The sequence below is a fragment of the Enterococcus sp. CWB-B31 genome, assembly GCF_020567645.1.
Taxonomy (GTDB): Bacteria; Bacillota; Bacilli; order Lactobacillales; family Enterococcaceae; genus Enterococcus_L.
Window position 1 is genome coordinate 25,273 of sequence record NZ_JAJDJW010000017.1, and the last position, 13,124, is coordinate 38,396.

Genomic DNA, 13,124 nt, shown 5'->3' on the forward strand with positions numbered 1-13,124 from the left:
GATGCTGTGCGCGCAAAATTATACGTGTAACATCAGGTAAAAAAAGAAATTTTTATTTCTTTTGTTTTATAAATTTGAAGGAGGAATAACCCTATGACAGTAAAAGTAGGAATTAATGGATTTGGACGAATTGGCCGTCTAGCTTTTCGCCGTATTAAAGAAGTCTCAGATGATATTGAAGTGGTTGCAATCAACGATTTAACGAGTCCGACAATGCTGGCTCAATTGCTTCAATTTGATTCTACTCACGGAACCTATCCAGGCTCAGTCACAGCAACAGATGATTCCATTGTTGTAGATGGTGAAAAAACACGAGTTTACGCAGAACCTGATGCAAGTAAAATCCCATGGGCAAAAGAAAACAGCGTAGACATCGTACTTGAATGTACTGGTTTCTATACCTCTGAAGAAAAAGCAAAAGCTCACTTAGAGGCCGGCGTAAAACGTGTTGTTATCTCTGCCCCTGCAGGAGCAATGAAAACCATCGTTTTCAATATCAATCATGATACATTGACACCAGATGATACAATTATTTCGGCCGGATCCTGTACAACAAATTGTCTAGCTCCAATGGCCTATTTCTTAAATAATGAATTTGGAATTGAAGTTGGTACAATGACCACAGTCCATGCATACACGTCTACTCAAATGTTATTGGACGGTCCGGTAAAAGGCGGTAACTTGCGTGCTGCTCGTTCAGCTGCTGATAATACCATTCCCCATTCAACAGGTGCTGCAAAAGCAATCGGTTTGGTTATTCCGGAATTAAACGGCAAATTACAGGGGCATGCACAACGTGTACCTGTTGTAGATGGTTCATTAACGGAATTAGTTTCTATTCTTAAGAAAAAAGTGACAGCTGATGAAGTCAATGAAGCAATTAAGAAACATACGGTTGATAATCCATCATTTAGTTATGATGACCGTGAAATTGTTTCAGGGGATGTTATTGGTACAACAGAAGGGTCCATCTTCGATCCTACTCAAACCGAAGTAACCACTGCCGGCGATTTTCAACTGGTTAAAACCGTTGCTTGGTATGACAACGAATATGGTTTCACCTGCCAAATGATTCGGTTGCTTGAAAAATTTGCAAACTTATAATCGTTTGTGCTGATTATTCAGTAATACTGAAAAAAGAGCAGATATTGACAATTCAAAGCCAATATCCGCTCTTTTACACGTTAATAAACAATTCCCAAAAGTGCTGTTACTCATCTTTAAGAATTATTTTTCCATAATAATTAGGGGGACCAAATAAATGATGGATCATCCCCATAATGTCCTGTCTCATTAATGCTGTGTTGGCAGATTGATAAAGCGGTACGACACCGGCTTCTTCCAGCAATGTATGTTCTGCATCAATCAGCACTTGCCAGCTCTCCTTTGGCTTCGCAGACAATTCTCCGGCTTTTTGCAGTAATTCATTATAAATTGAACTGTTATAGCCTGAATGATTATGAAATGAATCGCCTGCGTAATTATTCAAATAAGTGGTCGGATCTTGAAAGTCAGGACCAATTCTTGTTAACAGCAAATCAAAATCCTGATTACTTTCACGATCAAGCACGCTCTTTTCAGGAAGCAATGATATATTTACCGTCAAGCCTTCAAAATTTTCTTCCAGGCTATATTGGATATATTCTGTAATTTTTTTGTTTTCATCCTGATCTGAGGCCAGCAAATCAATAGTAAATTCTTTTGTTTCTGATTCAGAGAGTGCTTTTTTCCACAGTTTCTGGGCATTTACTTTATCGTAAGAAGTCAGAATGCCGCTTTCCTCCCTAAAATCTTCTTCTGATTCAGGATTTCTGACAAATTCAGCAGCCACAACTCCTCCGGCAACTCTGGAATCATTATCCAAAATTTCATTGACAATGTGATCTCGGTCAATCCCAATCATTATGGCTTTTCTGGCATTTTCGTCAGCAAAAATAGTTTTCTCGCCATCTTTTATTTGATTGACCTCGATCAAGTGTACCCAGGAATCCAGTTGTGTTGTATAATCTGGATCATTTTTATACTGTTTCGCAAACTCACCGGATAACACCGCTCTGTCCAGCTCGTTATTTTCGTACAGATCGACAGCCAAATTAGTTTCTTTCACTACCTGAATATTTACTTTATCAACATTTGACTGTTTAGAATTCCAGTACAAGTCGTTTTTGCTGTATGTCCATTTTTGATTTCCATGCTCCCAGTTTTCGAGAACATAGGGACCATTATATAAAAGATGATTGGCATCTATTCCATAATTATCCCCTTGCTCGTTCACATAGCTTTCATTTAAAGGAAACAATGTTGGAAATGTCATAACAGAAGTAAAATAGGCAACCGGCGCTTCAAGTTCGACTATAAGTGTATAGTCGTCTGGAGCAGAAACCCCTAATTCCTCCGGCTGTTTCACACCTCCCAGAATGGCTTCAGCGTTTTTAATATCCATCAGTAGAAATGAACTTGGCGAAGCATAATTGGCATCCACCACACGCTGCCAGGCATATACAAAATCATGGGCTGTTACCTTCATCCCATTGGACCATTTTGCATTTTTTCTCAGCTTCAAGGTATAGGTTAGACCATCTTCACTGATTTCAGGAAGCTCTTCTGCAACACCGGGAATAATTGAATCATCGGTATCCAGATTAAACAGCCCTTCCATTACCTGAGTGATGGCAATAAAACTGCCGCCGTCCAGTGCATTTCCAGAATCCATAGAAGAAATCTCGTTGATTTCCATCATATTAATAATTTTATCCGGACTTGCTTCATTTTCTTTTTGAGAATCTTTTTTTGTTCCTCCACATCCGGAAAATAATAAAAACATGCCCATGATCATAGTCGCTTTAATAAGTTTGCTAACTGCTTTTTTCATTTTTCTCAAACCCCTATTATTTGCGTTATTGTATTGAAAGATCTGTTTAATTAATTTGATTCATTCGACTCTCCACATCGTCTAAGTAGACAGATAGCTCTTCTTCAGTAAGATAAGGAACTCTGCCATAAAAAACATGATCAATTACCTCTACACCGTTGGACTGGAACATCCATTCTGACGTGAGAAGCTTAATTGCCTGATCGATTGGAGTCAGCTCGCCGTTTTCATTTTGAGGCTGACCAGTTGGAGTGAAAAATAGTGCCCGTTTCCCGTTAAATCGTTTTTTGGGTTCATCATCTTCAAAACTATAAGCAAATCCATGGGCAAATACACGATCAACATAACCTTTCATTATAGCCGGCATACCATTCCACCAAATCGGGAAAATATAAATTAGTAAATCACTCTCAAGTATCAGCTGTTGTTCTTTAAGAACATCGGTAGGATAGTTACTATTTTCACGAATGAATTTTCCTTTTTCTACATGAATAGTTTCCGCCCTGCTTAAAATCGGATTGAAGTTCATTTTGTAAAGATCACGAACCTCCACCTGATGACCATTCTTCTCTAAAGTCGATTTCGTTCGATCTAAAACTGCCTTGCTAAAACTCACCTCTCTTGGATGAGCGTAGACAATCAATGCTTTCATTTCGTTATCCTCCTCTTGTTTGATTTCTTTATCATTATAGCAAAACTTATTGGAAATCGCTTATATTGAATGTTTTTTCACAATGATTATGAGAAAACTGACATAAATAGAATCCTGCAATGGTTTATCAAAGGCTTTTAGTTTGCTCTGTCCAATTTTGTTATTTTATCTGATCATCCAAATAATCGTATTTGAACTCACAGTCTATTTTTTCAGCTCTCACATATCCATCTATAAACTGAAACATAGCTTCAAGTATTTCACCTTCAGTAAATGCCTATTTCTGTTCGCTTGCCCCAGGAAACGTCATCAGACCTAACTAATCATTTTAACTCTCCTTACCAAAAATACCTTAGTAATTGTATTTTACTATTACACAATTATTAAGGTATAAAAAGAAATTTTTTTTGAATGAAGACAGACGAAATTATAACTATTCCCCATTTGAAACAAAAATATTCACCTTGAGCCAATTTACTCAATCTAATTTATCTTCCACACCTAGTCACTGTACTTGATTCTCTGACTATTTCCCAATTGATTCATAATATAAATTTAATCTATTCTATTGATTTGACCAAATTATAAATTATATTAAAAAATGTTCAATGATAGAAACTGTTCACGTATATGCTTCACTGACAAGAATGAGCAGCTTCAAAAGCAACTTGGGAATTACTAGCTGTTTCCATAATTTTTACAGCTCGTTTGATTCCAGTTAGGGATGAAATCTGCGTTTTCTGCCGAGTTTCTCCCGTGCAGGCTGCACGTTTCTTGGATTAGAAGTATAACTTATTTTAAATTTGGTCGGCGTCAACATACTATTATTATTTTTAGATCTTCTGTATAGATGTAAAATCCCTTATATATGACCTTTTTAACTTTGTAACACAATCATAAATATCAACACATAGCATTAGAGAATCATTTGATAAATACTCAAACTATATAACCGAATTTCTCTCCGCCTTGAACCCTCCAAGCAACATATCTTCTTACACCTGATCCAGAAATATAACTTAACCATATATAGCCTTCATTAACTACATATGAGTCATAAACAAAACTTTCACCCTTATAATATTGGGCTACTTGAGGAGAGGTAGTTGTTGGAGCGTTTCTAACATTTACTGTCATTTGTGGATAAAACCTGCCAGTCTCAGCCACTCGATTCCATGTACTACCACCAGAAGATCCAGTGATTTTGATTCTTACATAATTCCCCCAACTTGAACTATATGTCGCTGTCACTACAGTTCCCTTTACAGGAGAGGTAACATTTGCTCCTCCACCAGCTTCAGGAATCAAGTCGACTCCTGTGTGGTTTGGATAGCACATCCAATCACAGGATATTTTTGCTTTTTTATTCAAAGCTGCGTATATATCTATATAATCTTTAGGATTTAAACGGTCACTTTTGTTATTGGAAACCCCTTTAGTATACTCTACATGAACATGCGGACCTGTTGAATCTCCGGTACTGCCCATAACACCCAATACTGTTCCTTTAGAAACATTTTGACCAACTTTTACACTGATAGAACTCATATGAGCTAAAAGAACATATCCGGATGAAGCATCAGCAGCCGAAGCAGCAACTGGTGCAAGAAAAGGGAACATTGCTGAAACTATAGACAGCAGCAAAAACAATTTTGTCATACGCTTTTTCATAGTGATCACTCCATTTCTTTTAATAAAAAATACAGATTAGCATACCATTTTCAGATCCCCCACTTGACCAATAGTTCAGATTGCGTTACAAAGTTAAAAAGGTTATAAGTACCCAAGTTTTCAGATTTGCTCATACTGTATCAAATCAAGTCCCCCCCCATCATTTTTATTTAAAGCAGCTTGTGTACAACTTAAATTATTATCTCCTCGATTACATAGAAAATTTGTACTAATATTAATGTCTTGCAAACTTTAATTTTTCAATAATTCAGCTTTCACTAGTTCAAAACAATGAGAAGGATCTCCTCGTTGCGTTTTGATTTTATTTATTGGTTTCTCTAATTCATATTCAGTTATTTTTGCATAAGTAGCCTCTATTACTTCTCCATTCTCCAATTCAAAGCTCTTGTAATTTCCATTTTTATCAATTGTCGAATCAACTACGCTATACAGAATAAGTAGTCCTGCATCCTTTGACTCTGCTCTATCTTTACTATTTTGAAAATAACCAACTCCCATTGCGCTAATCAAAATTAGACTTAAAAGAAAAAGCAGTATACCTGTGTATTTTGGAAACATCTGCAGCCAATCCTTTCTTTTATTTTTTCTTCTAAGTTGTTTTGTTGCATATGAAATTTTTTCTCGACCAACCAGTTTATCAAGTGATACTTTATATATATCACAGAGCCAAACTAAATTCTCAATATCAGGAAGACTACGACCAGTTTCCCATTTTGAAATAGTTTGTCTTGAAACATTTAAGATTTTGGCCAATTGTTCTTGAGTCAATCCTTTTTGCTTCCGGTAATTTTGTAATGTCTTTCCTATCTCCATGACTGTTCTTCCTTTCTATTTTCAGAATAATTATTAGTAAAAAGAATAGCAAGCATCTATTCGTAGCGGCACAAAATCTACAAAAAGTGCAAAACGCAACGAAGAGTAGCAGAACTATTTCATATATTTTTACGCTACTATTCGTTTACAATACTAATTTTCTAGTCATATTTCTTTAATTACATGTTATCATGAAATCATCAAATTCAAGGAGGAAAAACCATATAAAAAAATTATTTGGAATAATTATTTTGCTGTCTATCGGATTATCCATTTACTTTACAGAGAATGTTGCTTCAGCTGCTGAACCAGAAAAAATAACAGAAATACATGGGCTTAAATAGAATTGAAACAACTAAGTACACTGAAAATCAACTTGTTCATTATAAGACTGTGGATAATATGCTCATTCTCACTTTTTCTGACGACACACAATTGACAATTTATGACTACACTGCTGCCGATTTAAACCTACAAATGTTTGCTTTCGAAGTTTCTGAAGCATACAGTTTATTCTCGTTTAGAGCAGGGGATGCTATAAAATTCCCGAATTCTGTGTATGTATCTAGATCACATACAGGAACAACTAATTATCCTGCAATAACAATGTATGTATCTACTACTAAAAATAAATCGTATAAAAATCGTATTTATGTGACCACATATTCAGTAAACATTAACCACATTGGAACCCAAGGGCGTACAGGTGGTGGCAGGACATACACTTATGGCAGATCATTCACTACCAGAAATAAAATATACGAAGAATCCGAAATATAATTAAATTTCAAGTTCTTTGTATGTTCTACAAATGTATATTTTCTCCTTATTGACTTTGCTATCAATCCAATTAACTTTCCAGCTTATTTCTTTAGCACTAACTAAAAGAGATCGTTCTTCATTTAATTTCATAAACACATGTTGCATCCCAACTATTTTGTTAAGATTTTGCTTCTCCAATAGTTTTCTTTTCTGACATGTTTCACACTCACATATGTTAGTATATTATTTTGTCCCTCATTCATAGAGATACTCAGTTTTGAGGTATCACACTTTATTTAGGTTCATCAATGTCATCAAAAAATCGCCCAGCAGCTGAAGCAATCCGACATTGCCCCGCTTACTGAAATCTTCAACCATATATCGCAACATGTTACCAAGCAATTCACCAGAATTCGTGAAAAAAAATTGTTGAAACCTTTAAAGATTTCAAAATCGGGACAAACTATTGATCTTTTAGAACATTTATGTATTTTTAAGGATAATTTTACTATATTCTTAGAGAAGAAAGTTGATCTATTAGGTTTCAGTCCTTCAACAATCCTGCCAACTCTTTGTATTGTTTAAAGATACCGATCTCCTGCTTTAAATACTTATTTCCCTGCTTCAAACATTCTTCATAACATAATTCCTCTCTTCCTTTGTCATCACTGTATTGTTTACCTACACCTTGTGAGAATCGCCACCACGTCTTCACCTATGATTCATTTTGGATATTTAATTTCGTCATGATTTCTTTAGTCATTTTTTCCACAAGTTTCATTTGTACTGTCGCTTCCTTAACCTCTACTTTGATATGAAGGCAGTTCATTTATTACTTAAAAAATATCGACTTATCTCTAAAATTTACGCAAAACCCATAGTACCCAGAAAATGGTTATTTTTTTGATATTTCTTTCCATTTGACGAACGTAGGTTCTGATGTTATTCTTTTAAAGAAATAAAAATAACAGAGAATGAGAGGTAAAATAATGAAATTTGACATTTATTTGAATTTTGATGGACAATGTAAGAATACACTCGCTTTATACCCAACTGTTTTTAAAGCTGAGGTTCAGGATTTTAAAACAGTTGAACTGTTACTGGAAAACTAAAAATTTCCAGCAGCTGATAATAATAAACAAAAAGTGATGTACACGAATCCTAGAATAGGTTCAAACATTGTAATGTTTAATGATATTCCGTCAACTAGTATTTTGATTTGAGACAATGACATTGCACCACCTATAGGTTCTTACAATCAAAATGAACTTCGACGAATGTTTAATAAACTTAAGAGTGGTAGAATTGTAAAAATGGAGCTTCAGCAAATATTTTGAAATGGGTTGTATGGTATAGTGACAGATAAATTTGGGGAAACTTGGTAATTTTCTCGTTATAATTAGCGGTACCAATGGAACGAATAAAAGGATTCACCAAGAATACTTTAGTAAGAATAACAAAGAAGGAGTGACGACAATTGATATCCTGGAAAAAAGAAATAATAATTCCTGTAAATATCGAGATTATTTGGACTTTATTTGATATAGAGAACATGAAACGTATTATGCCTCAAGTGATTGAGACAAAAGTTTTAGAGAAAACAGATGGGATTGTTGGCAGTACCTATGAGCAAACTTATCAAGAGGGGAAAAGAGTAGAAAAATACATCGTAACTGATTTGGAACATGAAGATACCCCTGAAAGAAAGCATAATAAGTCAGGATTTACTCTTGCCAAAATGTTTGAAATTGAAACTTCTTTTACACTGATAAAAATAAGTGAAAATGAAACAAAATTCTTATATAGCGGTCAAAATAAAGGAACGAATTTTATCGCACGTTGTATGGTAAAAATGATGGGAAATAAGAAGAATGAGCAAGTGGTTACTGATTTTATGGAACGAGTAAAGACTGAAGCATTAAAAGATAAGACTGGTGGAAAATAATGAATATTTTAGCAATTATTAGTGCAGGTATATTAGCTTTTGGGGTAGGTGCACTTTGGTACACAGTCCTTTTTGGAAAAACTTGGAGGAAAGAGCTTGGAATTACTGAGGAACAAGTTGAAGAGGGCGACAGCGGATTTTTTCCTATGTTACTGTCGTTGTTAATTGAAATAGTGATAGCATTTTTAGTTATCTACACAATCAGCAAATTACAATTACCTGTTTTTACATCAGGGCTGTTAATTTCAAGTATTGCAGTGTTTTCAGCATTGAAAAACTATATATTTGAACAAAAGTCATTAACACTGATTTTAATCAATGAGGGCTATAAGACCGTTTGCATTATGATTATGGCTGCATTCTTTTACTTTTTTGGCTAAAAATTATTAATCAGCTATACGAAAGGCTGTTGAATCACTAACGGTCCAACAGCCCTTTTAATGTGTGGGACTATGACATAAGTATGTCTGAGTCCCCTAAAACCGAATAAATGGTGTTCCAGTCTTTGTATAATCCAAGCATTCATAAGAAGTGTAGGAGCGAAGCCCCCCACGCTTCGAGGATCGGAACGAAGTCCTTCAATTCTTAGTGGCTCTGCCATTTAGAAATTGATGAGATCGAAACGAAGTGTAGTGTAGTGAGAACCACAGACGCAGAAAAACGGATACAGCGTAATATTTTGTCTCAAGAATCGTTAGACTCGTAGAGGTAGCAGTTCTCTTGAAAATAAGTCAACTTCTACGTATGAAACTATGGTCTATTTCATACGTAGAAGTTGATATGATCGAAGCACAGCGTAGTGTACCCATTCTCAGCTATTCATTCTATGAATAGTGTTCCTTGACAATTTTCGGATATTCCGACTTATTGACATAAATCACTATGATTGACTTGTCAGAGTAGATGATCCATGATACCTACTTGGTTCTTAAGGAAGAATATTTTTGCTTCTGCGGTTACTCGTCGCATGAAGACCTTTGCTCCTGCGGTTACTCGTCGCATGAAGACCTTTGCTCCTGCGGTTACTCGTCGCATGAAGACCTTTGCTCCTGCGGTTACTCGTCGCATGAAGACCTTTGCTTCTGCGGTTACTCGTCGCATGAAGAGCTCTGTCACAACCTCACAATAATTTAATTCCTTTCTTTGATTATACATGTTGATCAAATAATATTTTGTGCCCATCTGGATCTTTAATGAAGAAATAACCTGCATTCTCCCCATCCAATGATGCTCCTAATTCCAAAGAGTACCCTTCTTTTTCTATCTTGCCAGCAATTTTTCGAATATCCTCCATCCCGTCCTCTGTTTCTTTATTGGCATTCCACTTTGGATTAAAAGTAAGAAAACTTTCATCGAACATCCCTTGGAACAATCCAATTCTTGCCTCTCCATTTTGCAATACGCACCAATTTTGTTGCACATCTCCACTTACTTGTTTAAATCCTAGCACCTCATAAAACTTCATAGAAGCATGTAAGTCTTTTACAGGGAAACTAACTGAGAAATTACCTAACTTCATAAACTATCTCTCCTTTTTCGATCACTTAATCTAAAAATAAATAACAGAGATATTTTTTGATAGTGTTATTACTCTGTTTTTTATCTCAGTGAACAATATTTTACATTTTCCGAATTAAGTTTACCAGTCTCTTTTTTCAATTACAAGAAATAAAATTGCTATTTACTGATATAAATTCAGTGCCCTTTAAATACAACAGTAACACCAATTTTTGACAAACAAAAAAGTTCAAATTCTGCTAACAAAGTAGAAATTCGAACTTTCTTCTATTTTAACTTTAGTATTACTGGCTTTTAACTTCTTCTTTTTTCTTTTGCTGACACTTCTGACAAATCCCATGAAACGTTAGCCGGTGATCTTTCACAATAAAATGATATCGTTGCTCAACAATTTCTTCGACTGCCCCAAGTAAATCCTCTTCCACCTCTTCAATATTCCCGCACTCAAGACATAAAAGATGGTGATGAAAGTGTTTGGCACCTTCTTTTCTCAGATCATACCGGGCAAGTCCATCATTAAAACTCACCTTATCTATCACTTTAATATCTGTTAGGATTTCGAGCGTTCGATATACGGTAGCCAGACCAATCTCTGGGCTTTTCCGCTTAACTAAAAAATAGATTTCTTCTGCAGACATGTGGTCTTTTTCGTTTTCAAGCAGAACGAGTAAAGTCGCTTCCCTCTGAGGAGTCAGTTTAAACCCAGATTCATGTAGTTGTTGTTTAATTTTTTTCAAAGCTGTCATAGAAGCCATAAAAAAACCCCTTATTTAAAATAATTATAATCTAGAATAAGTTTCTATTTAACTAAATAATAATTATTATAAATTAATTTAGATACATTTGCAAGTGATTCTCAATTAGGATGCTATTCTTTTGTTTCTTCCAACAAAATCGTAAAGCCTTTTTCTTGTTTTACTTTTTTAGCTTTTAACAAACTGCCCAGGGCTCTTTTGAATTGACCTTTGCTAATACCGAAATATTGCTTAATTTCTTCCGGATCTGATTTATCAGTAAATGGAATTTTTCCATCTGCAGATCGTTCCAAAAAAGTCAGAAGCATCGCAGCATCATCACTAATTGCTTCATGTGCTCTAGGTTTTAACGAAAGATTCAGTATGCCATCCGGTCGGATACCAATAACTCTTCCAGCTATTTGTTCACCCAGACGCGGTTCCCGGTATCTTTCAGAAGGATGGATAAAACCCAATTTTAAATCATCTGTTAAGACATAAGTACCTGCCATTTTCAGACGAAAAACGGTACCAGTAATATTTTTATTTTTCAATTCATCTGTTCCAGGCTGAGACAATGCTTTAAAATACGTTTCATCTGCCAGCTGTCCCCATATTCTTCCCTTTTCATCTACTCTAAGTGAAACCATTAAGCGATCTTCTTTTTTAGGCCAAAGTTCTTTCATCGTTGAAAGATCATCCATAGAGACAACAATATCCTTGTCCTTCAGCCCGATATCAACAAACACACCTAAATCTCTCCTGACCCCGGTCACTGTTCCAAAAGCATAATTATCCACTCTGCTCTCAGGAACAGCTGTAGTCATCACTGTTTCCTGTTTTTGATTCAGGTAGCCAAAACCTTCCACTGCTTCTCCCAGCTGATGTTCGCCTTCTTCTTTTGCAAGGCGGAAAGTAACACCATTTTTTTGTAAAAAGTAATGGGTATCATTTTGATCAATAACCAATGCAGTAAAAATATTTCCTATTAATTCATTCATTTTCTTTTTCATCCTATCTGTTTTAAAAAATCAGTCTCAGTAACGCAATTGTTACTATTCCTGTAATAACCGTGCGCATTAAATCCTTAGTTCTGACCGCTACCAGTAATGTTGGGATACAACTGACAGCCTCCAGTACTTTTAGTGTAGGAAAACTGCCCTCTTTATAAGTCAGCATACTTTGTAAAAGCAAAGCTGTTAATATACAAATGGGAAGATAGGACAGGAATTTTAAAAGCCACTCCGGGAAATCCATTTTCTTTGTCAAAATAAATGGAACAATACGCGGAATCCATGTAACCAGGGAACATCCCAAAATCGTCATAAGCACATAACTATTCATCATGAGTTACTGCCACCCCCACTCCGCAGCCAATCAAGGTTGCTGCGATAACTGAGACCTCTGGTGAAGAAAATTTCATCAATACATATAATGATACACAGACGGAAATTAATACAATAATCGTCTGCTTCGTCTTTTTTTTGATGACAGTATCCATCTGAAGGACAAACAGTCCGGCAAACATAGCCACTAAAGCAAAATCCAGACCCAACACATAAGGATCAGGTATCCAGTTCCCCAGAAGTGCACCGACAACTGTTGAGAGTATCCATGTAAGATAAGCCGTAATATTCAATCCATGCGTCCAGGCTGAAGTAATCTTATGATCATTGGAAATCGCTGTCATTAAGACACCATAAGATTCATCCGTCAGCAGACTGCCAATTCCCACATTGGTTACTAAGGGTTCCTCTTTAAAATGACTGGCTACAGACATACTCATTAAAAAATGTCTTAAATTTACCAAAAATGTGGTTAAAACAATTGCTGAAATGGGGGCCTGAATCGCCAGCATCCCGCAAATAATAAATTGAGCACTGCCTGCATATACCAGTATCGACATCAAAGCGACCTGAATTACAGATAAACCAACACTCTTCCCTACAACTCCCGCTGCAATGCCAATTCCTGCATACCCAAGTACAGTTGGCAGACAAGCATGGAATCCTTCCCGAAATGTTTCATACTTCTTCTTTGCCATCCAAAGAATTCCTCCCCTTTTGTTTAATCTATTTGTCTCCTTAATAGAACAAGAGTCCGGAAGAGAATATCTTCCAAACTCTTTAAGCCCTT

The 13,124-nt window shown here is 35.8% G+C and carries 15 protein-coding genes; 4 read left to right on the forward strand and 11 right to left on the reverse strand.

Features of this window, described 5'->3' with window-relative positions; all coding sequences use genetic code 11:
* Nucleotides 1-93 precede the first annotated feature (93 nt).
* Complete coding sequence (gap, locus tag LI954_RS13295) at nucleotides 94-1,104, forward strand: type I glyceraldehyde-3-phosphate dehydrogenase (RefSeq protein ID WP_229444700.1); 1,011 nt, start codon at nucleotides 94-96, stop codon at nucleotides 1,102-1,104.
* Between the two features lie 106 nt (nucleotides 1,105-1,210).
* Here gap and LI954_RS13300 read toward each other — a convergent pair whose 3' ends face one another.
* The 5 genes from LI954_RS13300 to LI954_RS13325 form a co-directional block, all read right to left on the reverse strand.
* Nucleotides 1,211-2,872, reverse strand: coding sequence for a peptide ABC transporter substrate-binding protein (locus LI954_RS13300; protein WP_229444701.1), 1,662 nt, complete (start codon nucleotides 2,870-2,872; stop codon nucleotides 1,211-1,213).
* A gap of 46 nt (nucleotides 2,873-2,918) precedes the next feature.
* Nucleotides 2,919-3,524, reverse strand: a complete 606-nt coding sequence (locus LI954_RS13305; RefSeq protein WP_229444702.1) for an NAD(P)H-dependent oxidoreductase — start codon at nucleotides 3,522-3,524, stop codon at nucleotides 2,919-2,921.
* 939 nt (nucleotides 3,525-4,463) lie between these two features.
* Nucleotides 4,464-5,195: a peptidoglycan DD-metalloendopeptidase family protein gene (locus tag LI954_RS16240; RefSeq protein ID WP_324254763.1), complete on the reverse strand. Its 732-nt coding sequence runs from the start codon at nucleotides 5,193-5,195 to the stop codon at nucleotides 4,464-4,466.
* Between the two features lie 252 nt (nucleotides 5,196-5,447).
* A complete protein-coding gene (locus tag LI954_RS13320) occupies nucleotides 5,448-6,029 on the reverse strand; it encodes a helix-turn-helix domain-containing protein (protein WP_229444703.1) in 582 nt (193 codons plus the stop codon).
* A 1,306-nt stretch (nucleotides 6,030-7,335) separates the two neighbouring features.
* The gene (locus tag LI954_RS13325; protein WP_229444704.1) at nucleotides 7,336-7,506 is read right to left on the reverse strand and encodes a hypothetical protein; all 171 of its coding nucleotides are present in this window, start codon (nucleotides 7,504-7,506) and stop codon (nucleotides 7,336-7,338) included.
* A gap of 274 nt (nucleotides 7,507-7,780) precedes the next feature.
* Here LI954_RS13325 and LI954_RS16145 point away from each other — a divergent pair, with 274 nt between their 5' ends.
* The 3 genes from LI954_RS16145 (at nucleotide 7,781) to LI954_RS13335 (ending at nucleotide 9,116) form a co-directional block, all read left to right on the forward strand.
* Nucleotides 7,781-7,903: a hypothetical protein gene (locus LI954_RS16145; protein WP_267491500.1), complete on the forward strand. Its 123-nt coding sequence runs from the start codon at nucleotides 7,781-7,783 to the stop codon at nucleotides 7,901-7,903.
* Between the two features lie 365 nt (nucleotides 7,904-8,268).
* Entirely contained in the window at nucleotides 8,269-8,736 is a 468-nt protein-coding gene (locus LI954_RS13330) for an SRPBCC family protein (RefSeq protein ID WP_202067493.1), read from the forward strand.
* The gene (locus tag LI954_RS13335) at nucleotides 8,736-9,116 is read left to right on the forward strand and encodes a DUF1761 domain-containing protein (protein WP_202067492.1); all 381 of its coding nucleotides are present in this window, start codon (nucleotides 8,736-8,738) and stop codon (nucleotides 9,114-9,116) included. The genes LI954_RS13330 and LI954_RS13335 overlap by 1 nt, the downstream gene beginning before the upstream one ends.
* Before the next feature lie 514 nt (nucleotides 9,117-9,630).
* On the opposite strand, the gene LI954_RS13340 is transcribed toward LI954_RS13335, so the two are convergent.
* The 6 genes from LI954_RS13340 to LI954_RS13365 all read right to left on the reverse strand — a co-directional run bounded on the left by LI954_RS13340 (nucleotide 9,631) and on the right by LI954_RS13365 (nucleotide 13,032).
* Nucleotides 9,631-9,957: a hypothetical protein gene (locus LI954_RS13340; protein ID WP_229444732.1), complete on the reverse strand. Its 327-nt coding sequence runs from the start codon at nucleotides 9,955-9,957 to the stop codon at nucleotides 9,631-9,633.
* Nucleotides 9,884-10,255: a VOC family protein gene (locus LI954_RS13345; RefSeq protein WP_202067491.1), complete on the reverse strand. Its 372-nt coding sequence runs from the start codon at nucleotides 10,253-10,255 to the stop codon at nucleotides 9,884-9,886. Before LI954_RS13345 ends, LI954_RS13340 begins: the two co-directional genes overlap by 74 nt.
* A gap of 283 nt (nucleotides 10,256-10,538) precedes the next feature.
* Nucleotides 10,539-11,009 carry a Fur family transcriptional regulator gene (locus tag LI954_RS13350; RefSeq protein ID WP_229444705.1) on the reverse strand — a complete coding sequence of 157 codons (471 nt, stop codon included), beginning with the start codon at nucleotides 11,007-11,009 and terminating at the stop codon, nucleotides 10,539-10,541.
* Nucleotides 11,010-11,122: 113 nt separating this feature from the next.
* Nucleotides 11,123-11,989, reverse strand: a complete 867-nt coding sequence (locus LI954_RS13355; protein WP_229444706.1) for a S1 RNA-binding domain-containing protein — start codon at nucleotides 11,987-11,989, stop codon at nucleotides 11,123-11,125.
* 22 nt (nucleotides 11,990-12,011) lie between these two features.
* The gene (locus LI954_RS13360; protein WP_202067488.1) at nucleotides 12,012-12,335 is read right to left on the reverse strand and encodes an AzlD domain-containing protein; all 324 of its coding nucleotides are present in this window, start codon (nucleotides 12,333-12,335) and stop codon (nucleotides 12,012-12,014) included.
* Nucleotides 12,325-13,032, reverse strand: coding sequence for an AzlC family ABC transporter permease (locus tag LI954_RS13365; protein ID WP_229444707.1), 708 nt, complete (start codon nucleotides 13,030-13,032; stop codon nucleotides 12,325-12,327). Before LI954_RS13365 ends, LI954_RS13360 begins: the two co-directional genes overlap by 11 nt.
* Nucleotides 13,033-13,124 lie beyond the last annotated feature (92 nt).

Bases quoted from the DNA above. Each gene is read 5' to 3' on its own strand.
- gap (WP_229444700.1), top strand. From the start codon at position 94: ATGACAGTAAAAGTAGGAATTAATGGATTTGGACGAATTGGCCGTCTA.
- LI954_RS13300 (WP_229444701.1), bottom strand. From the start codon at position 2,872: ATGAAAAAAGCAGTTAGCAAACTTATTAAAGCGACTATGATCATGGGC.
- LI954_RS13305 (WP_229444702.1), bottom strand. From the start codon at position 3,524: ATGAAAGCATTGATTGTCTACGCTCATCCAAGAGAGGTGAGTTTTAGC.
- LI954_RS16240 (WP_324254763.1), bottom strand. From the start codon at position 5,195: ATGAAAAAGCGTATGACAAAATTGTTTTTGCTGCTGTCTATAGTTTCA.
- LI954_RS13320 (WP_229444703.1), bottom strand. From the start codon at position 6,029: ATGGAGATAGGAAAGACATTACAAAATTACCGGAAGCAAAAAGGATTG.
- LI954_RS16145 (WP_267491500.1), top strand. From the start codon at position 7,781: ATGAAATTTGACATTTATTTGAATTTTGATGGACAATGTAAGAATACA.
- LI954_RS13335 (WP_202067492.1), top strand. From the start codon at position 8,736: ATGAATATTTTAGCAATTATTAGTGCAGGTATATTAGCTTTTGGGGTA.
- LI954_RS13340 (WP_229444732.1), bottom strand. From the start codon at position 9,957: ATGGGGAGAATGCAGGTTATTTCTTCATTAAAGATCCAGATGGGCACA.
- LI954_RS13345 (WP_202067491.1), bottom strand. From the start codon at position 10,255: ATGAAGTTAGGTAATTTCTCAGTTAGTTTCCCTGTAAAAGACTTACAT.
- LI954_RS13350 (WP_229444705.1), bottom strand. From the start codon at position 11,009: ATGGCTTCTATGACAGCTTTGAAAAAAATTAAACAACAACTACATGAA.
- LI954_RS13355 (WP_229444706.1), bottom strand. From the start codon at position 11,989: ATGAATGAATTAATAGGAAATATTTTTACTGCATTGGTTATTGATCAA.
- LI954_RS13360 (WP_202067488.1), bottom strand. From the start codon at position 12,335: ATGATGAATAGTTATGTGCTTATGACGATTTTGGGATGTTCCCTGGTT.
- LI954_RS13365 (WP_229444707.1), bottom strand. From the start codon at position 13,032: ATGGCAAAGAAGAAGTATGAAACATTTCGGGAAGGATTCCATGCTTGT.